Annotated in this window: 15 protein-coding genes, 1 pseudogene and 1 riboswitch; of the genes and pseudogenes, 7 read left to right on the top strand and 9 right to left on the bottom strand. The window is 58.0% G+C overall.

The features are described from left to right. Window positions 1-37 precede the first annotated feature (37 nt). Window positions 38-1,282 carry a sodium:proton antiporter gene (locus AU182_RS12155; protein ID WP_066965506.1) on the top strand — a complete coding sequence of 415 codons (1,245 nt, stop codon included), beginning with the start codon at window positions 38-40 and terminating at the stop codon, window positions 1,280-1,282. A 211-nt stretch (window positions 1,283-1,493) separates the two neighbouring features. Here AU182_RS12155 and AU182_RS12150 read toward each other — a convergent pair whose 3' ends face one another. After that, complete coding sequence (locus AU182_RS12150; protein ID WP_066965503.1) at window positions 1,494-2,357, bottom strand: DUF2279 domain-containing protein; 864 nt, start codon at window positions 2,355-2,357, stop codon at window positions 1,494-1,496. Window positions 2,358-2,767: 410 nt separating this feature from the next. On the opposite strand from AU182_RS12150, the gene AU182_RS12145 reads away from it, so the two are divergent. Next, window positions 2,768-3,817 carry a phospholipase A gene (locus tag AU182_RS12145; protein ID WP_066965501.1) on the top strand — a complete coding sequence of 350 codons (1,050 nt, stop codon included), beginning with the start codon at window positions 2,768-2,770 and terminating at the stop codon, window positions 3,815-3,817. A 95-nt stretch (window positions 3,818-3,912) separates the two neighbouring features. On the opposite strand, the gene tdh is transcribed toward AU182_RS12145, so the two are convergent. From tdh to AU182_RS12120, 5 genes are all read right to left on the bottom strand, one after another. Continuing rightward, the gene (gene tdh / locus AU182_RS12140; protein ID WP_066965499.1) at window positions 3,913-4,938 is read right to left on the bottom strand and encodes an L-threonine 3-dehydrogenase; all 1,026 of its coding nucleotides are present in this window, start codon (window positions 4,936-4,938) and stop codon (window positions 3,913-3,915) included. A gap of 9 nt (window positions 4,939-4,947) precedes the next feature. Beyond that, entirely contained in the window at window positions 4,948-6,147 is a 1,200-nt protein-coding gene (gene kbl, locus AU182_RS12135) for a glycine C-acetyltransferase (RefSeq protein ID WP_066965497.1), read from the bottom strand. Between the two features lie 263 nt (window positions 6,148-6,410). Continuing rightward, window positions 6,411-6,626 carry a hypothetical protein gene (locus tag AU182_RS12130; RefSeq protein ID WP_066965494.1) on the bottom strand — a complete coding sequence of 72 codons (216 nt, stop codon included), beginning with the start codon at window positions 6,624-6,626 and terminating at the stop codon, window positions 6,411-6,413. Window positions 6,627-6,688: 62 nt separating this feature from the next. Continuing rightward, window positions 6,689-6,843: riboswitch (SAM-I-IV-variant riboswitch) on the bottom strand. 65 nt (window positions 6,844-6,908) lie between these two features. Continuing rightward, window positions 6,909-8,339 (bottom strand): aldehyde dehydrogenase family protein, encoded by a 1,431-nt coding sequence (locus tag AU182_RS12125; RefSeq protein WP_066965491.1) that lies wholly within the window; start codon window positions 8,337-8,339, stop codon window positions 6,909-6,911. A gap of 149 nt (window positions 8,340-8,488) precedes the next feature. Next, window positions 8,489-10,138 (bottom strand): 5-guanidino-2-oxopentanoate decarboxylase, encoded by a 1,650-nt coding sequence (locus tag AU182_RS12120; RefSeq protein ID WP_082859413.1) that lies wholly within the window; start codon window positions 10,136-10,138, stop codon window positions 8,489-8,491. A 239-nt stretch (window positions 10,139-10,377) separates the two neighbouring features. On the opposite strand from AU182_RS12120, the gene pdxH reads away from it, so the two are divergent. The 3 genes from pdxH (at window position 10,378) to AU182_RS16760 (ending at window position 14,977) form a co-directional block, all read left to right on the top strand. Beyond that, window positions 10,378-11,016 carry a pyridoxamine 5'-phosphate oxidase gene (gene pdxH, locus AU182_RS12115; protein ID WP_066965487.1) on the top strand — a complete coding sequence of 213 codons (639 nt, stop codon included), beginning with the start codon at window positions 10,378-10,380 and terminating at the stop codon, window positions 11,014-11,016. A gap of 567 nt (window positions 11,017-11,583) precedes the next feature. Then, window positions 11,584-13,884, top strand: coding sequence for a TonB-dependent receptor (locus tag AU182_RS16870; protein WP_066965485.1), 2,301 nt, complete (start codon window positions 11,584-11,586; stop codon window positions 13,882-13,884). 115 nt (window positions 13,885-13,999) lie between these two features. Beyond that, the gene (locus tag AU182_RS16760; protein WP_082859412.1) at window positions 14,000-14,977 is read left to right on the top strand and encodes an NAD(P)H-quinone oxidoreductase; all 978 of its coding nucleotides are present in this window, start codon (window positions 14,000-14,002) and stop codon (window positions 14,975-14,977) included. Window positions 14,978-15,212: 235 nt separating this feature from the next. Here the strand turns inward: AU182_RS16760 and AU182_RS12100 are convergent. The 3 genes and pseudogenes from AU182_RS12100 to xseA all read right to left on the bottom strand — a co-directional run. Continuing rightward, a pseudogene (locus AU182_RS12100) lies at window positions 15,213-16,883 on the bottom strand (transporter substrate-binding domain-containing protein); the annotation flags it as partial. Window positions 16,884-17,229: 346 nt separating this feature from the next. Beyond that, on the bottom strand, window positions 17,230-19,488 hold the full coding sequence (locus tag AU182_RS12095) for a transporter substrate-binding domain-containing protein (RefSeq protein WP_066965470.1): 2,259 nt from the start codon (window positions 19,486-19,488) through the stop codon (window positions 17,230-17,232). Between the two features lie 146 nt (window positions 19,489-19,634). Continuing rightward, window positions 19,635-20,990: an exodeoxyribonuclease VII large subunit gene (gene xseA, locus AU182_RS12090; protein WP_066968061.1), complete on the bottom strand. Its 1,356-nt coding sequence runs from the start codon at window positions 20,988-20,990 to the stop codon at window positions 19,635-19,637. Between the two features lie 160 nt (window positions 20,991-21,150). Here xseA and guaB point away from each other — a divergent pair, with 160 nt between their 5' ends. Next, a complete protein-coding gene (guaB, locus tag AU182_RS12085) occupies window positions 21,151-22,635 on the top strand; it encodes an IMP dehydrogenase (protein WP_066965458.1) in 1,485 nt (494 codons plus the stop codon). A gap of 123 nt (window positions 22,636-22,758) precedes the next feature. Continuing rightward, on the top strand, window positions 22,759-24,336 hold the full coding sequence (guaA, locus tag AU182_RS12080) for a glutamine-hydrolyzing GMP synthase (RefSeq protein WP_066965456.1): 1,578 nt from the start codon (window positions 22,759-22,761) through the stop codon (window positions 24,334-24,336). Window positions 24,337-24,348: the final 12 nt, after the last annotated feature.

The following is a 24,348-nucleotide window of genomic DNA, read 5'->3' as shown; positions in this document are numbered from 1 at the left end:
TCCGAGCAGACAGGTAAAAGAAAGGGAGCCGAATACCATGGAGGGAGTGGTTACACTGGTCGGGCAGGGGCTCTACATGGCGTTTGCCGCTGTGGTGGGGTTGGGAATCGCGCGCGTACTCCACCGGGACAATACCCTGGGCTGTCTGATTGCCGGTGTGCTCGCGGGCATGCTGTTGCCAGTATTGAATTACGACACCGGCTTGAGGGCCGAAAACCTGCACCAGCTGGTGTTCTTTGTCATTTTACCCGTGCTGATTTTCGGGTCAGCGTGGAAAATTGATCCGGATGTTCTGCTGCGCTGGCTCGGTCCGGTACTGCTATTGGCGACTGTTGGTGTGCTCATCTGCGCGCTGATTACCGCGATACTGGTGTACTACGGTATTCATCATCCCACCGGCTTCCCGTGGGTTGCCGCTTTTCTCACTGCGGCTATTCTCTCCGCGACCGATCCTGTTTCTGTGGTGGCGCGCTTGCGCCGCAGCGGTAGTGCTAACGAGGAATTACTCACGCTGGTGGAAGGTGAGAGCCTGTTTAACGATGCCGTGGCGATTGTGCTGTTTTCCTTTGTGCTTGGTATTGCCAGCCACAGTGTCATGGAGGGTTCCGTTGCGACGGGCGAGGCGTTAACGGGTATTGGTGGGTTTACGGCGTACCTTGCCACGGTGTTTTTTGGCGGGCTGGCCGTGGGCACCATCTGCGGTTTACTGACAGCCATTGTGATTTTGTTTCTTGGTTCCGCCGGCGCCGCACTGATGGTGTTGGTGCTGGCAGCGTTTGGCAGTTTTTATCTGGCCGAGCACGTTGTTGGCGTATCCGGAATACTGTCGGTGATGATCTGTGCGATTGTGGCACGGGCCTGTCTGCGAGAGCAGCAGGATACGTATCTGGCGCATGCTGCCCCAACCTGGGAGTGGCTGGGTCTGTTCTTCAACGCGCTGATTTTCGTGATCATGGGACTGGTAATCACCTTCCAGATGTTCACCGATCAGTGGCTGGCGATCATCGTTGCGATTGTGGCTGCTATCGGTGCCAGGGCGTTGGTGGTGTTTATGCTGGCGCCGTTGGCGCGTTTTATCGGCCCACCCATTCCTCAGAGCTGGCGCCTAGTGTTGAGCTGGGGAGGCTTGCGCGGCGTAATCGCGGTGGCACTGGTGCTGTCATTGCCAACGGAGTTGCCCTACTGGTGGACGGTGCAGTCGATGGTATTCGGCGTCGTATTGTTTTCGCTGCTGGTACAGGGCACTACGAGTACCCGGCTGATCAGGAAACTGGGGCTTTAGATTGAACCCGTGCCACGGGTTGCATCCAGTCAGGTGGATGATGGTAGCCTGTGTCTGGCCCACCCTTACGTGAATAGAACAGGTGGCCTGCCAGGCCCAGGAGGATCAACGCGAGGATAAGTACACCGATAACTCTGAGCATTGGTTCTGTCCAGTTTGGTCGATAAGGTGGACAGGCGTAAACGCTCTAGGCATCAAGCGTATTGAGGTGCTAGCCCCGCTTGTCCACTGTTGTCTTAATATAGCTTCCCCGCGGCTGGTAGTAGCGCGTTACCGTGGACGCAAATTTTCCCGCTCGCCCCAGTTGATCCGCGAACGGCTTGAACAGCAGTTCATTCAGATTGAAACTGACCCCCACGAATAGTTCGCTGTTACGCTGGGGAATGTAGGGTGCATCCGACGCCTTGAATCCCCGTGCGGAATAACCGAGATTAAATTCCAGGTATTTGAGCGGCGTATCGCGCAACGCGGGCACGCCTGCCGCCTTTAACACGAGGAGGTAGCGCATGCCGCTATAGTCGGTGACGGGGTGGAAACCCTGCATGCCCTCGGAAGGTTGGTAATCCAACCGGTAGTCGAGCAGCTCCCTGACTCTTGGGTAGCGCGTTCTCAAATAAGAAAATGCAACGCCGGTTGAGTTCAGGATGACATCTTCGTAAGAGAATCCGTGGTCGGCAGAGTATCCATCGAAGACTTCCACATACAGCATAAGGCTGGTGGCCCAAAGTGCGCTGTAGGTGGCGGCAAACTCCGGGTCGTTGTGCCGTGAAAGGCCATGACTGATCGCCTCTGCCATCAGGTAAGAGGAATACATGTGGCCGAGCTTGTCTACTCCACCGCTGCCAGTATCCATGCCAAACCAGCCTTCATTGTTAAACTTGAACGATGCACTTCCCCAGTTCCATTCCTTTACGCCGAGGTAGGTGATGCCGCCGGCGGCAGCGCCAATTTCGTACTTCGCGTCAAACAGTGATTTTTTAGTGTCTTCCCAATTGATGAACTCGGCGAAGGCCGACTGCGACCAAAAAAGTACCAACACGAACAGATGGCGGTGTAGAGCGGCAATGCATTGCATGAATCGAATCCTGTACTTTCGGGGTGCGCAAAAAGAGAGGAGGGGTGGGTGTTTTGCCGGGGAGGCTTGGCAGGCCTGCGCCTCAATCTGAGTCGCGACGCACCGCATGGCACCTGTTTCTTTGCGGTCGCGAAAGTACAGGATCATTTGGCAAAGTGCAATCTGCAGTCGGTCAACCTGCGAGGGCAGCCTGGAGGTCTCGGTCTGGGGCGCTTGCTGGCTGACCAGACGTGCGCAGCTCTATCCAATCTTTACCCTCCATGATATGCGGGTGATGGCGTGCGGGTGAATTTACGCGAACACGATTTCGCTCTCGGATCACTTCATTTCGCCTTATTGATCAATGTGCCTGCAGGCCAGTACCCATCGGACTAAGCTAATTCAGCAAAAATTGTCAGGGAGTAGCGGACATGTCCTGTGTGTGGCGGAAATTTGCTGCTGAATTACTGCAGATATTTTCAGTCATTGCGTTGAGCGGTGGGCTGGCGTCACAGGTATTGGCGGCTAATCCTGCGAACGGGGCATCGCAGCTTGGCCAACGTGAGGCAGGCGTATCGGCTGCGCAAGTCGAGTCAGCGGAAAGTCGCCTGTCCGACGAAGGGCAATCGGTAAATCTGGAGCCGTTGCCTATCCATGCGGATGGTGCATCACTCGCGCACAAGAACTCTGAACCACTGGTCAGTGATCGCATTCAGGCCGTGCGCGATGCGGTGAATAACCCATTTTCCCTGGCGTCACACAGGGCAAATTATATTTTGCCTGTCGCTTATCGGAATATTGCTGAAGACCAGCTTGTGGCAGAGAACCGCTACGGGATGCAGGCCGTGGAACCTGCCGAGGTGCAATTTCAGCTGTCACTTCAGGTGCCACTGTGGAGCGGTTTTCTTGGGCCGGATTCATTTGTCAGTGCCGCCTATACCAATCGGAGCTTCTGGCAGGCGTATGCCCAGTCGGGTCCATTCAGAGAGATAAATCACGAGGTGGAATTACTGGCAACCTGGACAAGTGATTGGGAAGTTTTGGGTTTTCGGAACGTAGTTTCTCAAGCCGGTGTCAGCCATCAGTCCAACGGGCGCAGTGGAGCCTATTCGCGGGGCTGGAACCGGGTGTTCGTCGATTTTACCTTTGAAAAAGGCGGCTATTTTGTCGGTATTAAGCCCTGGTACCGACTATCCACTGACCCAGATGCCGGAAGAGGGCCGGAACTGGATAAGCATTTCGGGAATTTTGAATTGTCTGGGGGGTACCGCTCTGGCGGTTACACCTCGTCGATAAAAGTGCGGAACAACCTGAACTCGCAGAACTTTGGTGCGGTGGAACTCAACTGGAAATTTCCCATCACCACCCGAGTGCGCGGCTTTGTGAAATACTTTGACGGATACGGAGAAAGCCTGATCGACTATTCCGTGCGTGTGCGGACTGTGGGCGTTGGTTTTGAGTTGGCTCCCGGATTTTTTTAGCATTAAAAAAGCCCTTCGAATGCAAGGGCTATTTAGCTGCGCGCTGAATTGACGGCAGGGACTTCTCTTTGCCCCTGCCGTCTAACGTAACGGGGTTACTGCCAGTTGAGGATCACTTTGCCGGACTCGCCCGAGCCCATGGTGTCAAAACCTGTCTGGAATTCGTCGACAGAAAACTGGTGGGTAATGATCGGGGAGAGATCGAGGCCAGATTGAATCAGGCTCGCCATTTTGTACCAGGTTTCAAACATTTCCCGACCGTAAATGCCTTTCAGGATCAGGCCCTTGAAGATGACCTGGCTCCAGTCGATCGCCATTTCACCCGGGGGTATCCCCAGCATCGCAATCTTGCCGCCGTGGTTCATGGCCGAAAGCATATCCCGGAAGGCTACGGCGACGCCGGACATCTCCAGGCCGACATCAAAACCTTCTGTCATGCCGATGTCCTTCATGACGTCGCTCAGCTTTTCCTTGCTGACATTCACGGTGCGGGTTGCGCCCATTTTCTTCGCCAGGTCCAGGCGGTATTCATTGATGTCGGTAATGACCACGTGGCGCGCTCCCACGTGGCGTGCCACAGCGGCGGCCATAATGCCGATGGGGCCGGCACCGGTAATCAGGACATCTTCGCCGACCAGATCGAACGACAGCGCGGTGTGTACCGCATTGCCAAACGGGTCAAAGATAGAGGCCAGTTCATCGGAAATATTGTCCGGGATCTTGAAGGCGTTGAGCGCCGGGATCACCAGGTATTCGGCAAACGCACCCTGACGATCCACGCCGACGCCGTAGGTATTGCGGCACAGGTGGCGGCGACCGGCGCGGCAGTTCCGGCAGTGGCCACAGGTGATATGGCCTTCGCCGGAAACGCGATCGCCTACCTTGAATCCGGCCACTTCCTGACCCATGCCGACCACTTCGCCCACGTACTCGTGGCCCACAACCATGGGTACCGGAATGGTCTTCTGCGACCACTCGTCCCAGTGGTAGATGTGCATATCGGTGCCGCAGATGGCGGTCTTGCGGATCTTGATCAGCAGATCGTTGTGGCCGGGTTCCGGAATCTCGACATCGGTCATCCAGATGCCGGGTTCAGACTTGAGCTTGGATAGTGCTTTCATAGATACCGCTTAGATAATCTCGAGTTCTTTGCCGACTTCGATAAAGGCATTGATGCAGCGATCCAGCTGCTCGCGGGTATGCGCCGCAGACATCTGGGTGCGAATACGGGCCTGGCCTTTGGGCACCACCGGGTAGAAGAAGCCGACCACGTAGATGCCTTTTTCCAGCATCTTGTCCGCCATTTTCTGAGCCAGCGCCGCGTCGCCGATCATCACCGGAATGATGGCGTGGTCGGCACCGGCGAGGGTGAAGCCTGCTTCGGTCATGCGCTCGCGGAAATACTGGGAGTTTTCCTGTAGTTGTTCCCGCAACTCGCCGCCTTCGACCAGCATGTCCAGCACCTTCAGGGAGGCGGTGACAATGGCCGGCGCTACGGAGTTGGAAAACAGGTACGGGCGGGAGCGCTGGCGCAGCAGGTCGATAATTTCCTTGCGGCCGGAGGTGAAGCCACCGGAGGCGCCGCCCAGGGCTTTGCCGAGGGTGCCGGTGATGATGTCGACGCGCTCGACCACATCGCAGTATTCGTGGGTGCCGCGGCCGTGCTGGCCGAGGAAGCCGACGGCGTGGGAGTCGTCCACCATGACTAGGGCGTTGTATTTATCCGCGAGGTCGCAAATACCCTTGAGATCGGCGATGACGCCATCCATGGAGAAGACGCCATCGGTGGCGATCAGTTTCGTTTTTGCACCGGCGGCGTCGGCGGCCTGCAACTGCGCTTCGAGATCGGCCAGGTCGTTGTTGGCGTAGCGGAAGCGCTTGGCTTTACACAGGCGCACGCCGTCGATAATGGAGGCGTGGTTGAGGGCATCGGAGATGATGGCATCGTCCGGGCCGAGCAGTGTTTCGAACAGGCCGCCGTTGGCGTCGAAACAGGAGGTGTAAAGGATGGTGTCTTCGGTCTGTAAAAATTCAGACAGGCGAGACTCCAGCGCTTTGTGAATGTCCTGGGTGCCGCAAATAAAGCGCACGGAGGCCATGCCGAAGCCGTACTGGTCGAGGCCATCTTTGGCGGCCTGGATCAGGTCGGGGTGGTTGGCGAGCCCGAGGTAGTTGTTGGCGCAGAAGTTGAGCACCTGGCTATCGTTATTGACCTGGATCTCGGCACTCTGCTGCGAGGTAATGATGCGCTCGCGCTTGTAGAGACCGTCGGCTTCGATCTGCTTCAGTTCATCGCGCAAGTGCTGGAAAAATTGCTCGGGCTTGGACATGGCGCTGTTATTGGCTCCTGTAGTGCTTTTGGCAGAAGGGCTTCTATCCGAACTCCGTGGCGGTTGCGAAACCGGGGGCAGCTTTGTGAGACACGCCGTTAACCCATCCATGGGGGCTCTGCACCGCCATCCATGGCGGAGAAGGTCTCACAAAGCTGCCCCCGGCATCGCAACCTTCGCGTAAAGTCCGCGAGTAAATCAGCCTCAAGTGTAGGCTGACCAGTATTCGGTAACGATCTGATCAGCCGATGTAGTCAGCTGGTCTATCCCACCAGCTCACAGGCCTTGTGCGCCGTGACTGGTGCGTCGCTGGCTCGGCAGTGGGTGGCGAAGGCCAGCGCATCTTCCGTCGAGTCGAACAGCAATTGCCACAACAGTTGTCGATCGTTGCGTTTTACCGCCCGGACTGCCGTGCGACTGCGCTGCGGGGCAATCTGGATTTCGATAACGTCGGTGCTGGATAGCGTGTATTCGGACATGTTCCCTCCAAAAATTCTGGAGGGCTGACGGCGGAAGCGGGATGGGTATCAGGAAACCCATCTTATCCCGGTAGGATTGCAACGCTGTAACCTGTTCGGTTCAGCGAGAGCCCCATCCTCGACACAGGCAGTACCTTGGTACTTGTCTGTGAAGAGATACCACCTTGCCCCGGTAGGCAGGTTGGCGTTGGCGTCAGCCACTCTCTTGATGTCGGGGGCAAAGATAGCGATGCAGAAACGCTCAGTCAACCGCGCCGCCAAGACTGGCGGCGCGTTGAAGTTTTATGCGGGAAGTTGCACGGATTTCAGTTCAATAAACTCGTCGAGGCCGGCCGCACCAAATTCGCGGCCATTGCCAGAACGCTTGACGCCACCGAACGGCGCGTCGTAATTGAACTCGCCGCCGTTGACGAAGCATAGCCCGGCTTCGATGCGGCGCACCACAGGCATGGCAGCCTCGGCATCCTTGGCCCAGACGCCGCTGGACAGGCCGTACTCGGTGTCGTTGGCGATGGCGATGGCTTCGTCCATGTCCTTGTAGGGGATCAGACAGGTCACCGGGCCAAAGATTTCCTCGCGGGCGATGGCCATGTCATTGGTGACATCGGCAAATACCGTGGGTTTCACGTAGAAACCTTGCGGGAAACCTTCCGGTGTTTCGCTGCCACCGGCGACCAGACGGGCGCCTTCGGCAACACCCTTGTCGATGTAGCTGCGCACGATGTCGCGCTGGCGGGCGGACGACAGGGGGCCCATGGAGGCATCGCTGCCGGTGCCCATGGCGACCTCTTCGGCCACGCGCTGAGCGATTTTCACCGCTTCCTCGTAGCGTTCGACGGGCACCAGCATACGGGTCAGTGCGGTGCAGGTTTGCCCGGTGTTGACGAACACATCCTCACAGCCCCAACGTACCGCGGCCTCAAGGTCGGCGTCCGGCGTGATGATGAATGGCGACTTGCCACCCAGTTCCTGGGTAACGCGCTTGACGGTAGGCGCTGCGGATTTGGCCACCTCGATACCGGCGCGGGTGGAGCCGGTGAAGGAGACCATATCGATATCCACATGGCTGGAAAGTGCGGCACCCACAATCGGCCCGGCACCGGGAACCAGGTTGAACACGCCCGCCGGAAGGCCGGCCGCGTCGATGATTTCCGTCATCACGTAATCCTGCAGCGGGGTGATTTCCGACGGCTTCTGGATCATGGTGCAGCCGGCGGCCAGCGCCGGGGCCACCTTGCCGACGAACTGGTGCAGCGGGTAGTTCCAGGGGGTGATAAACCCGCAAACACCGACCGGTTCTTTCAGTACCACGGAATGCCCGGCTTTTTCGGTTTCTTCCATCACTGCGGCGCGGTCAGCGTAGTAGCGCATGGCGTAGATGGGACCGTCGATGTGGAGCCATTCGGTGATGTGTGGCGGGCAGCCCAGAGCCTGGGATACCGCCGCGATCAGGTCCTGCTTGCGCGCCTCCATACCATCGGCAATGGCGTGCATCAGCGCCTGACGTTTGGCGGCGCGGCTGTGGCGCCATTCCTTGAACGCGGTCTTGGCCGCGGCCACCGCGTCGTCTACGTCGTCAAGTGTGCCCTGGATAACCTCACACAGGGGCTCTTCGGTGGCCGGGTTGATTACCGGATGCAGGCTGCCCCCTTTGGAATCACACCACTGGCCATTGATGTAGAGCTGTTTCGTCTTGAGTTTCGATAAGTCCATTGCGTCGGTTTCCAGTATTTCGATATGTTTCGATGTGGTTCGATGTGGTTCGATACAGGTGAGGCCGATGCAGTCTCAGTTTCCGCATCGGCCCAGTGTTTAAGAATTAATTGGGCTTCGGTTCTATTTGGGCCCGGGGCCCCGCGCTTTCAAGGCGCGGTAATTTCGATCAGCGTTGGTCCCTTGCGCTCGAATGCTTCAGCGACGGCGGCGCACAATTGCTCCGGGCGATCGATACGGCATCCTTCGGCGCCGAAGGACTTGGCGAGGGCTACAAAGTCTGGCGCATGCAAGTTCACCCCCTCCTGCTCAACGGAGGCTTCATCCATAAAGTCGCGAATTTCACCGTAGCCGCTGTTGTTCCAAACCAGTATGGGCAGTGCCAGCTTCTGCTCTACCGCCGCCGCCAGTTCCCCCAGGGTGAACATGATCCCGCCGTCGCCGATCAGCCCGATTACCGGGCGCGGGCTGGCGAGGGCGGCACCGATGGCGGCCGGCAGGGCAAAGCCCAGGGTGCCGTAGCCGGTGGTACAGGTGATGTGGCTGCGCGGCTGGTGCAATGGCAGCGCATGGTTGGTGTTGTAGGCCAGCTGTGTGGAATCGGTTACCAGAATGCCGTCTTTGGGCAGGGCGTCGCGCAGTGCGAGCACCCAGGGGAAGCGCCCCTCCGAGCCGGGCCACCACTCACTGCGACAGGCGTGGCGCAGGGACTCCACTTCGGCAGCGGCCGTCTGGCGGCGGGATTCGCCCGCGTCGGGCAAACCGGCTGCGAGCGCCTGCAAGGTCGCCCCGGCATCCGCGCAGATTGCGAGATCCGGCTGCGCATTGCACACCAGTTGCGCCGGGTCGATGTCGACCCGGATCAGTTTGCCGCTGAAGCGGTAATTGTCACGCATCAGGTTGCGGTCGGTTTCCGAGAGTTCCGTGGCAATCGCCAGCACTACATCCGCCGATTCTACGCGTTCGCGCACACAGTCAAAGCTCAGGTTGGCGCCGCCACACAGAGGATGTTGCTCGTCTACGATGCCTTTGGCGGCGAGGGATTCAAACACCGGCGCTGCCAGTTTTTCTGCCAGCTCGGTTGCGGGCTTGGCGCAGTGCTGGGCGCCGCCGCCGAGCAGGATCACCGGGCTTTTTGCCTCCGTTAACCACTTGGTCGCCGTGGCTACCGCCTCAATTCCGGCGCCCGGAAGGCTGGGAGCGGGTGCGGCCTGGTATGCATCGAGCTGCCCCGGCATGGGTGCGGGGAACAGGTCAATGGGAATTTCGATGTGTACCGGCCCCGGCCGGCCGCCGCGCATCAGCTGAAATGCGCGGGCGAGGGTTTCGGGCAATTGTTCGGCGCTGGTCAGGGTATGTTGCCAGATGCAGAAACCGCGGCTGACATCTTGCTGGCGCGGCAGTTCGTGTAGCCGGCCGCGTCCCATACCCTGGTCCTCGCGGCGATTCACCGCGCTGATGACCAGCATGGGGATGGAATCGGAGTAAGCCTGGGCCATGGCAGTAGCGGCGTTGGTTACCCCGGGGCCGGTGATCAGAAAACACACGCCCGGTTTGCCCGTGGCACGCGCGAAGCCGTCTGCCATAAACGCCGCGCCCTGTTCGTGGCGCGGAGTGATATGGGTCAAGCCGCTGCCCGGTAGTCCCCGGTACAGTTCAATGGTGTGGACGCCGGGGATACCGAATACCGTATCAACGCCGTATTGACGGAGCAGGTGCATCAGCACCTGGGCACAAGACGGGCTTTGGGTTTCCCGTGGGGTCTGTGGAGATTTTGTGTGATTGTCAGTCGCTTGCATGGGGGATATCCCGGCTCACTCAAAGATGGATTGTTATCAGGATTGCGTCGCAGACTAACGGGCGCAATACGGCCCTGCAAGTGCCCGCAGAGTCTGCGTTTCCGTTGCAGAAAACGCCGGATAATTGAGTGTAGTCACGGACTGCGGCGGGGAAAATTGCGCAAATTGGGATTTGGCACGCAACTGCGTAAACTTGCGGGTAACCTTTTTAAAGAACCAGCGGTAAGGATATGACAGCGATGGAAATTGATCAGTGGCGAAGAGAGTATGTGCAGGGCGGGCTCCAGCGCAGTGACCTGGCGGAAAGCCCGGTGGTCCAGTTTGAGGCGTGGCTAGGCGAAGTGGTGAAGGCGGAACTTTCTGACCCGAGTGCCATGTGCCTGAGTACCGCCGATGCCAGTGGTCAGCCCTCTCAGCGGATTGTGCTGTTAAAGGGCTTCGACGAGCGCGGCTTTGTTTTTTATACCAACCTGAAAAGCCAGAAAGCCTGGGACATTGCCGCCAACCCCAAGGTATCGCTTTTGTTCCCCTGGCATTTCCTCGATCGTCAGGTGATTGTGCGCGGCGTTGCCGAGTTGTTGAGTGACGCCGAAGCGGATGAATACTTCAGCAGCCGCCCGCGAGACAGCCAGATCGCGGCCTGGGCATCCCACCAGAGTGATGCGATTGTCTCCCGGCAGGTGCTCGAGGAGAGCTTCGAATCTTTCCGACAGAAGTTTGACGGCCAGGATGTTCCCCGCCCGGATTTCTGGGGTGGCTACCGGGTGGAGCCGCACGCGGTGGAGTTCTGGCAGGGGCGTGCTTCCCGGCTGCATGATCGCTTCGTCTATCGTGCAATGGAAGGCGGGGGCTGGCAAATCGAACGCTTGAGCCCCTGAGCACTTCTGCACAATCGGCGTCAGCAAGCGATGCGTCCTGTGTCGCTTGCCCGTATTTTCAAGTTCTTCCTTTATTCTTCTTTCATTTTCGGGGCCTGCCGATGCCGCGCTGGTGCCTCACGCCTTGTTGATGCCGAATAATTGTGCCCGGGCTATTCCCTGGGCGAATGCTGGCTATTCACCTGGCGGATTGCGTGCGCCGGTGGGCATGTTACCGAAGGGAGCAAATGCAAGCAGGTTCGACATGACCGTCGGGGCGAGGGTGGAATAAGGGAACAAACGTTGCCGATCTTTTTTGTGACGCTCCGGTCATCGCGTCAATGTAAGAATTTCGTGATTACGTTTCGCACGCTGGTTGATTGATAGAATTAATCACTGGGAAAAATTCGCTTTTTAAATGTAAAAACCTCTTGTAGTCTTTCCCTGACCTGCTCGAACAAAGAGTGGGCAAGATGACAGTGCGGTTGCGGATCGGGTCGCGATAGTAAGCGGTGATATGCGGGACCGGCCGCGGAAGTTCTGTTGCAGAAACACATAAAAATAACTCGGTGCAATGGAGAGAAAAACATGGGAAGTCAATCTGACGCGTTTAACGTAACGCTCCCTCGTGCAAATACAGCGACTAACAAGCGCAGCAGCCTGGTGCTGGCCTCGGCCTGTTCCTTTGCGGCCATGTCATTGGCCTGCGGTGTGGGCAGCGCACAGGCAGCGGCTGGAGAAGGCTCTATCAGTACACTGATGGAGGAAGTTCAGGTAACCGCTCGGAAACGCGCGGACGCTGAAAAACTGCAGGAGGTGCCGGTAGCGGCCACTGCTTATTCCGGCGATCAGCTGGAAGCCTTGCAGACACGCGATCTGCAGAGCCTGTCTTTCAAAATGCCGAACGTCCAGCTGGAAGATATCGGCACCGTAAAAAATACCGCAAACTTTACCGTGCGCGGGTTGGGCGTCAACAGCTCGATTCCTTCCATTGACCCCACCGTCGGTGTATTCGTTGACGGTATGTATATGGGGGTGAACGCCGGTGTGGTCACCGATATGTTCGACCTCGAGGGCATTGAAGTTCTGCGCGGTCCCCAGGGGCTCCTGTTTGGACGCAATGTGACCGGTGGTGCGGTGGTGATCAAGACGGCGCGCCCCACGGAAGAATTCTCCAGCAAGTTCAAGCTATCCACGACAGACAACCTCGATACGGTTGCCGCTGCAACGGTAAACGGTGCTATTTCCGAGCGCGTCAACGGCCGCCTTACCGCCTACTACAACAATGACCAGGGCTGGTTTGAAAATGTTTACACCGGCAACGATGAGGCCGGTGGTTCCGATACCTGGTTTATTCGCCCGAGTTTCAGCGTTGCGTTAAGCGAGTCCTCCGAGCTGCTGGTGCGTATGGAGCACGGCCGTATGGATGCCGCAGGAGCGGTGGCGCAGAACCGCGGAGAGCTCGCGCCGAACTTCCCTTTATATGCGCTCTTTGGTGTGGATGTGTCTGACTGGGATAACAGCGACGACTCTTTCCAGGTGGCACAGAACGAAGAGGGCTTCCAGGAAGACGAATGGTCCCAGGTCATTACCGAGTACAACCAGGATGTCGCCTTCGGTGATGGCACCATCACCAACATTCTGGCCTGGCGCGAGTACGCCGCTACAGGTCTGGCCGATATCGACTCTTTGCCGATCACCGCCTTCCACGCGGCCACCAGCATTGACCAGAGCCAGATCAGTAACGAGCTGCGTTACGCCGGACGCTTTGGTGCCACCGCCGTGACCACCGGGCTCTACTGGTTCAGCCAGGATCTGTCCTATTATGAAAACCGCCTGTTGCCGCTGAATGGTCTGGATATTACCGGTGGTGGTGAGCAGGAACACACCGCTATGGGCGTGTTCGCGCAGGCGGACATCGACCTGAACGAGTCCTGGGTGCTGACTCTGGGTGGTCGCTACTCGGTGGAAGACAAGGATGCGCAGGTCGCTACCATCAACCCGGTGGTGGTCGGCAATACCCAGTGTGACCAGAGTGGTTGCGCCTTCTATGACTTCAATGACAGTGAATCCTGGAGCGCCTTCACTCCGAAAGTGGGCCTGCAGTGGAACCTGAGCGATGATGCGCAGCTGTACAGCTACTGGACTAAGGGCTTCCGCAGCGGTGGTTACAATATGCGTAATACCGGCCTGCTGTACCAGCCGGGCCCAACCGATCAGGAAGAGCAGACGACCTTTGAGATCGGCGGTAAGGCCGAGTGGTTCGATGGCCGGGTACGCACCAATATGGCCCTGTTCCATAACACCATCGACGATATGCAGCGCGAAGAGAACCTGGCGGACCCGGTTTTCTCGGTAGTGCAGTACATTCGCAACACCGCAGACGCCACCATTCAGGGCGCGGAGCTTGAGGCGATGGTCGTTGCCAGTGATAACCTGCTGTTTACCGCGAATGTCGGTTACGTGGATGGCGCCTACGACAGCGTGCGTGGGGACATCAGCGGCGACGGGCTGGTTGATGCGACAGACCTCGGTCTGGATATCCCCCGCCTGGCGCCCTGGACCTACGGCGTTGGTGTGGTGCATGACCTGCAGCTGGGTAACCTCGGGGTGCTGACCTCGCGCGTTAACTTCAATCACCGGGACGCCGCGCCGTATACCGACAACAATCTCGGTATGCTGTCTGAGGCCGATATGCTGGACCTGAGCTTTGGCTTTGTACCGGATTCCGGCAACTATCGTCTGGCGCTGTTTGGCAAAAACATGCTGGATGAAGTGACGGAAGGCAACAATACCCAGTTGCCCCCTACCTTGGGTGGTGCGGGTGCGAGCTTTACACCGCTGAATAAAGGCCGCGTTGTGGGCGTGGAATTGACCTACGATCTGTAAGCGACCTTTGGTAGAAGAGCCCGGCTTTGCCGGGCTTTTTTTTTGCCATAAAAATTAGCTACAGTCTGCCTGCAGAAATGGAGTGGGAGAGCGAATGAATAGCAGAAAGAAAACCATGCGATATGTGGATTTGTGGGAACACGGCGGGCCTGAAACACTGTTCATCGCTGAGGGCGAAATACCGGTGCCCGGAGATGGCGAGGTGTTGATCCGGATCGCCGCCGCCGGCGTCAATCGCCCGGACATCGTACAGCGTGCGGGTTTCTATCCGCCGCCGGCTGGCGCTTCACCGGTGCTCGGGCTGGAAGTGGCCGGTGAAGTGGTTGCGGTTGGGCCGGGTGTACAGCGCTGGAACGTCGGAGATCGTGTCTGTGCACTGACCAATGGCGGTGGCTATGCAGAATATGCACTGGCCCCCGAGGGGCAATGCTTGCCAGTGCCCTCCGGACTGACGGATACCGAGGCGGCGGCGCTGCCGGAAACCTTTTTCACCGTGTGGAGCAATCTGGTACAGCGTGCCGAACTGCGTGCGGGCGAGGTTCTGCTGGTACATGGGGGCTCATCCGGCATTGGCACCAGTGCGATACAAATCGCTGCGAATCTGGGAGCGCGGGTTTTTGCTACCGCGGGCAGTGCTGAGAAGTGCGCGGCCTGTGAGCGTTTGGGGGCTGAGCGGGCGATCAATTACCGCGAGCAGGATTTTGTAGAGGAAATCCAAGCAGCCACCGAGGGCAGGGGAGCGGACGTCATTCTGGATATGGTGGGCGGCGACTACGTGAATCGGAATATCCAGTGCGCCGCCCGCGATGGTCGCATCATTAACATTGCCTTCCTCGCAGGCGCAAAGGTGGAGGTCAATATGCTACCGGTGATGCTGAAGCGCCTGACACTGACCGGTTCGACCCTGCGCCCCCAATCTTTGGCGATGAAAGCGGCAATTGCCCGGGAACTGGAGTCGCAGATTTGGCCACTGATCGAGGGGGGCAAAATTCGTCCGCAGTTGGCTGCCACTTTTGCGCTGCAAGACGTGGCGGACGCGCATCGACTGATGGAGTCGGGCCGGCATATCGGCAAGATTGTATTGACGCCATGATGCCCGGTAATGCCGTATTCCAGGGCGAAGCGGCTTTCGCGGTAATATCACCAGTGGCGACATTGGTGTAGGCCTGGTAAAGCCGACTGATTTTACGTACGTAGGCGACAGGCTCGGAGCCGCGCACATAGCCGTAGCGCGCCTTCTGGAAATAGCGCGGTTCCGAAAGTTTGAGCATTGCCACCTCGACATTATCGAACCACCGATTGGGGTTCAGGCCGAGCTTTTCCGCCAGGCGCTGGGCATCCAGCAGGTGGCCGAGCCCGGCATTGTACGAGGCGAGTGTGAACCAGAGCTGCTCGCGCACGGGAAGAGGGTCCTTGAAGCGGTTGCGCACCCACTCCATATATTTCATGCCCGCCTTGATGTTTTTCTCCGGGTCAAATAATGGTGGCGGATAACCCATATCCTCACCGGTGCGCGGCATAACCTGCATTAACCCCTGGGCGCCCACCGGGGAGACCGCATTCGGGTTGAAATTACTTTCCTGCCACATTTGTGCCACGATGAGCCGCCAGTCAAAGTTGTGCTCCAAAGATGACTCCTGCACAAGCTTGTCGTAAGGCGACAGCGCCTCGCCCGGGATAACCCGCGCGGAAATTTTTTGTACCAGGTGTTTATCGGGCTTGAAATAGGCTTCCAGCAGTTTGTCGAACTGCTCGCTGCGACTAAAGCGTTTGAGAAAGCGGTTGACCTGGCGTAGCAGGTCGTCATGCCCCTGTTTCACCATCCACCCCTGTGGCCGTCCCTCACTCACCTGCAGGCCAATCACAAGCTCCGGACGCAGAGCCGCCTGAATGTCGGCGATGTAACCGTCCTCGATGGTGGCCTCAAACTCGCCTTCCGCGACCTTGTTCAGGATTTCCTCAAACGACATTTGCGCAGGAGCTACCTGGACATTGACATCCACACCGTGCTCGCGCAGCGTGCGCGCGGTCTGGATGAAGGAAGAGTAGGCGCGCAGGGTGATGGTACGCCCTTTCAGGTCGGCGAGGGTTTCAATTTTGGGCAGCTTGCGATTACTGATGATTTTTTCGGTGGTTTCGATAAAGGGCGAGCTGAAGGCTACCCCGCGCTCAATCCGTTCCTGGGTGATGGTGGTGGAGGCGCCGGCGATATCAGCGTGACCTTCCACTACCCAGTCCACAAGACTTTCCTCGTTGGGAACAACCACAACCTGCAGCTGCAGCTTGTGCTTGTCCGCAAACGCCTTTGCCATTTCGTAGTCAAAGCCACGCAGAACGCCCTTCCACAGATAATAACTGGTAGGACCGTTATAGGTGGCAAAACGAATGACGCCGGACTTTTTTATCGCATACCAATGGGATGTTCGCTCTGGAATGGCGTGGACCAGTGTTCGGGTAAGAAAGCTATTGATGCGGTTCTGCAGTCGAGTGGAATCCTTGCGAATGGCCCACGCGATATTCTCCGGGGAACCTACGGTTGCACCTGCTTTCAGATCGTCGCGATATTTGAGAGTCTCGTCGGCCAGGTTCTTGTGCAAAATGGTAACGGCATTGTCAGACTCGGCAACCATATCAAACAGGGTGTCTCGCTCCTGAGTCAGGTACACCTCCCGCACCGAAAACCCGGCTTGCGGGTGCTCGGCAGCCAACGTGTGTGCCAGAGTTGCGTAAGAGCTACCCGCGAGGACGATGAATTCTGTCCCCTGAAGGTTTTCGATGTTGCTGATATCCGGCCCGTTTTTGCCGGTAATCAGGAGGTCGGAAGTCTGCATAATTGGGATGCTGAACGCCACGATTGCTTGGCGTTCCGGGGTGATGCTCATGTTTTCTGCCACCACATCCGCTTCGCCATCATTCACCATCTGTAAGGCTTGTTCAGGGGTCTGCGCGACAAGCCAGCGTGTGGCGACACCGATTCTCTTGGCAAAGTCCTCGCCCATTTGCCGGTGTGTCTGGTTGACGATGGCTTCGCGGGGGAGTATTGGCTGGTTGTCTCCGGTCAGGCTGACAAATCGGATCATGCCGCGATCCTGGATGGCTTTCAGGTCACCCTTATCGATAAAGCGCCCCGCGTCACCTTCTGTTGAATTCGTTGGTTTGTTGGTTGTTTGCTCGGCTGCTTGCGGAGCTACGGGGGAGTCTGAGGTGGTCCGGGCGCGGTCGCACGCGCTCAACCACAGTGCGATGCAAGTCACGCAAAGAATAATGCATTGGTGGCTCAATGAGTGTGCCTGAGCCGAGTAGCCTTTTTCCATAGTCACTCCCAAATTCCGGGGATTCTCTATGTTAAGGTCGCCAGGGGGCGTTCGTATTTATTGACCCTGGCACCCGCTGCGGTTGTGCGTGGATGCCTTTCCACGAAGGTGTATGCGGGTACTTGGGATGCGCGTTGTTTCGAGGGCTCGTTGCGTGCGCATACGGAGGTAGGTAGCGTGCTTGCAGGGCAATTTCCCCCGGGGTGATGTCTGTGTAGGCGCGGTAGATCTGACTGATATTGCGCACATACTGGACCGGCTCTGCGCCGCGTACGTAACCGTAACGCGCCCCCTTGAAGTAGCGTGGCTCTGACAGCTTGAGCATCGCAATCTCCACGTTGCCAAACCAAACCTCTGGATTGAGTTGCAGTTCCTGTGCGAGCCTTTGGGCATCGTACAGATGGCCAATGCCCGCGTTATAGGCGGCCAGTGAAAACCACAGACGGTCTTCTAAACTGATTCCCGGCTCAAAGCGGTCTCTGATCCAGCTCAGATACTTGACGCCTGCCTCAATGCCACGCTGGGGATCGAATAGGGGGGGCGAGTAGCCCACTTCTTCGGCGGTACGAGGCATTACCTGCAGCAGGCCCTGGGCACCTGCCGGGGATTCGGCCTCTGGGTTGAAGCTGCTCTCCTGCCACATCTGGGCAACGATGAGGCGCCAGTCAAATTCGAATTTACGTGCGGACTGCTTCGCCAGTTCGTCATAAGGGGAGAGGTCTTCACCGGGCTTGAGCCGTTGCACAATTTTTTCACTGCCGGCGGCATTGGGCTTGAAGTAGTAGTCGACCTTTTTTCTGAAGGATTGAGTGGTCTGGTACTCTTTGATAAAAGCATTCAGGCGTTTTTTCAGCGAAGTATTGCCTTTGACTACCATCCACCCCTGCGGAATGGGATCGCTCACCAGCGGCCCCGCCGTCACTTCTTTCCGCAACGATGCGGCAATCTCGACGGCACTGGCGTCTGCGATGGTTGCATCGGCTTTACCGTCGGCGACCATATTGATAATCCGCTCGAGGCTTACCCCGGGGTCTGCGACTTTTACGTTTACCCGGATGCCGTTTTCCTGAAGGGATTTGGCAATGCCTTCGAATATTGAAAATTCGCGCAGGGTCAGCGTTCGATTATTCAGGTCTTCGAGTGTCTTGATCTCGGATTTTCCGCCATGAGAAAGTACCTGTGCCGCCATCTCGATATACGGCGTGGTGAAGTCAACTCCCTGTGCCATTCTTTCTTGTGTGATCGATGTGGATGCACCGGCGAAGTCTCCCCGGCCAGCTTGCAGCCAGTCCGTCAATGCCTGGTCGTGGGGGACAACGATCAGCTCCAGCTCTAGGTTATGCTTTTGGGCAAAGGACTTTGCCAGGTCGTAGTCAAAGCCCATCAACGAACCTTTCCACATGAAGTAACTGGTGGGCCCGTTGTAGGTGAGAAAGCGAATGACTCTGGATTTTTTAATGGATGGCCAATCAGACTTTCTTTCCTGTGGAGCTTTTACTAGTTTCTTCGTCAAAAAATTGTTGATGCGCAACTTCAAATCCGGTGATTCTTTACGCATCGCCCATACGATGTCCTCGTCATCCGAAACGAAAACGCCGGCCTTCAAATCACTGCGATAGTCCAGTACGCCTTGTACGATATTGCTATCAATAATTGTTACAACGTTTTCCCGTTGATTGATATTGTCAATCATGCGATCGACGGTGTCGGATTTACTGAGTTTGCGCATTTCCAGTTTTGCGCCAGGGATTTTTTCCTGCAGCTGGCGTGCCGAGTCCACATAGGTGCTGCCTTCCATAATCGAGATGACGGTGTTCCGCAGGCTGTCTGGACGCGCCACATCGGGCCCATTGCGCCCGGTCACCAGCTGTTGACGGGATTGGGTGATGGGCTCTGAGAGGTCGAATTGCTGCGCGCGTTCCTCCGTCCGGGTGAGATTGCCCACAACGACATCCGCGCGTCCACTTTTGATCATTTCCAGTGCGTCGGCCGGGGAGGCTGCTGCTAGCCAGTGGGGGTTGAGCTTTAGCCGCTTGGCGAGTGCCTCTGCCAACTCGTAGTGCTTCTGGGTGACGATTCTGGCGCGCGGCAGCAGGTCATCTTCGGAGGTTGCCAGTGTGATGAATCGAATGGTGCCTCGCTTTTTCAGGGCACTTAGATCACCGGTTTCGGTATAGTTTTGAAAGTGTATGTCCGTTTCTTTTGTGATTTCTTCCGGGGACTGTTGAGCGCTACCAGCGTCACCGGGCTTGTCCTGGCATCCGACCAGGAAAGCGCACAGGAACAGCATGGCAATGATCAGCCTGCGTTGAAGGGGGCAGATTGCCGTCATAGAGAACCCTGTTTGCTGAGTTAGGCAACAGGGTAATCCTAGGGTCCGTGGCGGGCAGTTGGTTGTGCGGGAGGCGAGGAGAGGTGCGGGGGCGGTGCGCGCCGCTACTCAACGATGGCCGTGATCTCGCCTTCTGCCAATCGTGCGTGAATTTTTTGTCCGGGGGTAACCTCCTGTGCGCGACGCACAACCTGGTTTTGCTCCGTCTGGACAATGGCGTAGCCGCGCTCCAGCACCGCCAGTGGGCTGACACTGTGAAGCAGCTGGCTGGCGTGGATCACCTGTTCCCGCCTGTGCTGGAGCAGGGTGCGCATGGATTTGTCGAGGCGCTGGGCCTGCTGATCCAGTCGGGTGTGTGCCTGGCCTAACCTGTGTCGTGGATGTACCTGTGTCAGGGTGCGTGCAAACAGCTCCAGGCGCCGGGCGTTGGCCGCTGTGCGGCTGTGGATGGCGGCTCGCAGGCGTATTTCCAGATGGTCCAGCCGCTGCGCACGATTCTGCAATTGCTCGCGCGGGTGGCGAATGCGATTGCTGACTAGCTGGACATGCTGTCGCAGATGCCGCAGCTGTTGCTCCAGCGCGCGGGTGACGCGTCGCGCGACAGTTTCTATGTCCTCACGCAGGGCGGCCGCATTGGCGCTGGCAATCTCCGCCGCCGCCGACGGGGTTGGTGCGCGCACGTCCGCCACCAGGTCGGCGATGGTGGTGTCGGTTTCATGGCCCACAGCCGAGATGGTCGGTATGGGACATGCCGCCAGTGCACGCGCAACCACCTCTTCGTTGAATGACCAGAGATCCTCGAGTGAACCGCCGCCACGGCCAACGATCAGCAGGTCGTGCCTTTGCAGGCGACCGGCAAGGGCAATGGCTTCCGCGATCTGCTGTGCCGCTCCTTGCCCCTGTACCGGTACCGGCAGCAGCTCGATCTGGGCCGCGGGGTAGCGGCGACCCAGCACCTGAATCATGTCGCGCACCGCGGCGCCGGTTGGGGAGGTGATGATGCCGATGGTTGCGGGCAGGTAGGGCAGGGGCTTTTTACGATCCAGGTCAAACAGGCCCTCGGCCTGGAGTTTGGCTTTGAGCATCTCCAGCTGGCGCATTAGGGCGCCAAACCCCGCTTCCTCCAGGTGCTCGATGATCAGCTGAAATTCGCCGCGGCCTTCGTACAGGCTGACACGGGCCCGCGCCAGCACCTCACGGCCGTTGCCGGGCTGAAACTGTACATTGCGGTTGCGGCCGCGGAACATGGCGCAGCGCACCTGGGCGCGTGCGTCCTTGAGGGTGAAGTACCAGTGGCCGGAGCTGGGGGCTGCGAAGTTGGATATCTCGCCACCCACCCACAGTAGCGGGACGCTCCCCTCCAGCAGCTGCTTCACTTCCCGGTTCAACTCGCTGACGCTCATGACCGGGCGGCCGTCGGTGGGGAGTGGATTGGGCGTGCCGGGAGGTGTGCTGAGCATTTCGGTCTCTACTGCGCTTGATCGGGCGGCCAATATTGCAAGGATGGCCGCCGAGGTAAAGGGATTTGCCATTCCCGTGCAAATAGTCTTTTGTTTCCGGAAAGGTTGCGGCTATAATCGCGCCGATACCCATTCCCGCTCCCTTGAGGTATGAGTGTCCATGTCTGAATCTCTGCGTATAGCACGCGAAGCCCTCACTTTCGACGACGTCCTACTTGTGCCCGGTTATTCCGAGGTCACGGCCAAAGACGTTTCCCTGAAGACAAAACTGTCTCGTAATATCACCCTGAATATCCCGCTGGTTTCCGCCGCGATGGATACCGTGACCGAGTCGCGCCTGGCCATTGCTTTGGCCCAGGAAGGCGGTATCGGCATTATTCACAAGAGCATGAGCATTGAAGAGCAGGCGCTCGCGGTGCGTGCTGTGAAGAAATTTGAAGCAGGCGTTGTAAAAGACCCGATCACCATTGAGTCTGACGCCAGCGTACGCGAACTGATCGCGCTGACCACCCACCACAACATCTCCGGCGTGCCGGTGATGGATAAAGGTAATCTGGTGGGCATCGTCACCAGCCGTGACGTGCGCTTCCAGACCAACCTGGATATCCCGGTGGCGCAGATCATGACCTCGAAAGAGCGCCTGGTGACCTGCGAGGAAGGCGCCGCACCGGAAATGGTGCGTGAGTTGTTGCACAAACACCGCATTGAGAAAGTGCTGGTGGTGAACGACAAATTCGAATTGCGCGGCCTGATTACCGTCAAGGATTACAATAAGGCTGAGCAGTACCCCAACTCCTGTAAAGACAGCGACGGTCGCCTGCGTGTCGGCGCATCGGTGGGCACTAGCCCGGATACCGATGACCGTGTGGCGGCCCTGGTGGAAGCAGGCGTGGACGTGCTGGTAGTCGATACCGCCCACGGCCACAGCAAGAACGTGATTGACCGCGTACGTCGCATCAAGGAAATGCATCCGCAGGTGGATGTGATTGGCGGCAACATCGCTACCGGTGAAGCAGCCACGGCGCTGGTGGAAGCCGGTGCGGATGCGGTGAAAGTCGGTATTGGCCCCGGTTCCATTTGTACTACCCGTATCGTCACCGGTATCGGCGTGCCGCAAATTTCTGCGATCGCAGAAGTGGCCAAGGCCCTGGAAGGCACCGGCGTGCCGTTGATTGCCGATGGCGGTATCCGCTTCTCCGGGGACATCTCCAAAGCCATCGTCGCGGGAGCCTACTCGGTCATGATGGGCTCCATGCTCGCCGGTACGGAAGAAGCTCCCGGTGAGGTGGAGTTGTACCAGGGGCGTACTTACAAGTCCTACCGCGGTATGGGCTCCCTCGGTGCCATGTCGCGCACCCAGGGTTCATCCGATCGCTATTTCCAGGACGCGAGCAAAGGCGCTGAAAAACTGGTACCCGAAGGCATCGAAGGCCGTGTTCCTTACAAAGGCCCGATTTCGGTGATCGTGCATCAGATGATGGGTGGCCTGCGTTCCGCCATGGGCTACACCGGCAGTGTGGACATGGAGACCATGCGCACCAAGCCACAGTTTGTGCGGGTAACCGCCGCGGGCATGGGTGAGTCTCACGTACACGATGTGCAGATCACCAAGGAAGCGCCAAACTACCCGGTTGGCGGGCGCTAACAGCCGCGCCAGAGACATCGTGCCCCGACAGGGGCATTTAAAAACAGAAGTGCACTTTCAAGTGAACCGCAAACGGACCTCTCAGGGTCCGTTTGCCGTTTATAAAACTGGTACGAGTAAGCCATGAGCCAAGATATCCATTCCAGCCGAATTCTGATCCTCGACTTCGGTTCCCAGTACACCCAGCTGATTGCCCGCCGCGTGCGCGAACTGGGTGTGTTCTCCGAGATTCGCGCGTTCGACATGAGCGACGAGGAAATCCGTGAGTACAACCCGCAAGGCATTATCCTCGCCGGCGGCCCGGAGTCGGTGCCGGAAGAGGGTTCCCCGCGCGCCCCCGGGGCTGTTTTTGAGCTGGGTGTGCCCGTGCTGGGTATCTGTTACGGCATGCAGACCATGGCACACCAGCTGGGCGGCGCCGTGGAGGGCAGCGATGTGCGCGAGTTCGGCTACGCGCAGGTGAAAGTGGAAGGCCAATCCGCGCTGCTGCACGACATCAGGGACCACCTGGACGATAGTGGCAGCGCATTGCTCGATGTGTGGATGAGCCACGGCGATAAAGTGGTGAAAATGCCGGAAGGTTTTGAACTGATGGCCTCCACACCATCGTGCCCCATTGCCGGCATGTACCACGCGGAGAAAAATTTCTTTGGGGTGCAGTTCCACCCGGAAGTAACCCACACCCTGCAGGGCACCCGCATTTACGAGCACTTTGTGATCGAGCTGTGTGGCTGTGAAAAATTGTGGACCCCGGCCAACATTATTGAAGACTCCATCGCCAAAGTGCGTGCACAGGTGGGCGATGCCAAGGTGCTGCTCGGCCTGTCTGGTGGTGTCGACAGCTCTGTGGTGGCGGCCCTACTGCACAAGGCCATCGGCGACCAGCTGACCTGTGTGTTTGTGGATAATGGCCTGCTGCGCAAGAACGAAGGCGATCAGGTGATGCAGATGTTCGCCGACAACATGGGCGTCAAGGTCATTCGTTCCGATGCGGAAGAGGAGTTCCTGTCCCGCCTGGCCGGCGTCGATGAGCCGGAAGCCAAGCGCAAGATTATCGGCAATACCTTTATCGAAATCTTCGACAAGGAAGCGGCTACGCTGAAAGACGTGCACTTCCTGGCTCAGGGCACCATCTATCCGGACGTAATCGAATCTGCCGCGGCCAAGACCGGCAAGGCGCATGTGATCAAGTCGCACCACAATGTGGGTGGCCTGCCGGAAGACATGAAGATGGAACTGGTGGAGCCGCTGCGCGAACTCTTTAAAGATGAAGTGCGCAAGATTGGTCTGGAGCTGGGCCTTCCCTACGATATGGTCTACCGCCACCCGTTCCCCGGCCCTGGTCTGGGCGTGCGTATTCTTGGCGAAGTGAAAAAGGAATACGCGGATATCCTGCGTGAGGCCGATGCGATCTTTATCGAAGAACTGCACAACGCAGACTGGTACCACAAAACCAGCCAGGCGTTTGTGGTATTCCTGCCGGTCAAGTCCGTGGGTGTGGTGGGCGATGGTCGCCGCTACGAATACGTGGTGGCACTGCGCGCGGTGGAAACCGTGGACTTCATGACGGCGCGCTGGGCGCACTTGCCTTACGAGCTGATCGAGAAAGTATCCAACCGGATTATCAACGAGATCGAGAACATCTCGCGGGTAGCGTACGACGTATCCAGCAAGCCGCCTGCCACCATTGAGTGGGAATAAGGCCGGCGGATA

This window comes from Microbulbifer sp. Q7, assembly GCF_001639145.1.
Lineage (GTDB): Bacteria > Pseudomonadota > Gammaproteobacteria > Pseudomonadales > Cellvibrionaceae > Microbulbifer.
The sequence above is the reverse complement of the archived record's forward strand: the minus strand, read 5'-3'. Positions and strand labels throughout refer to the sequence as shown.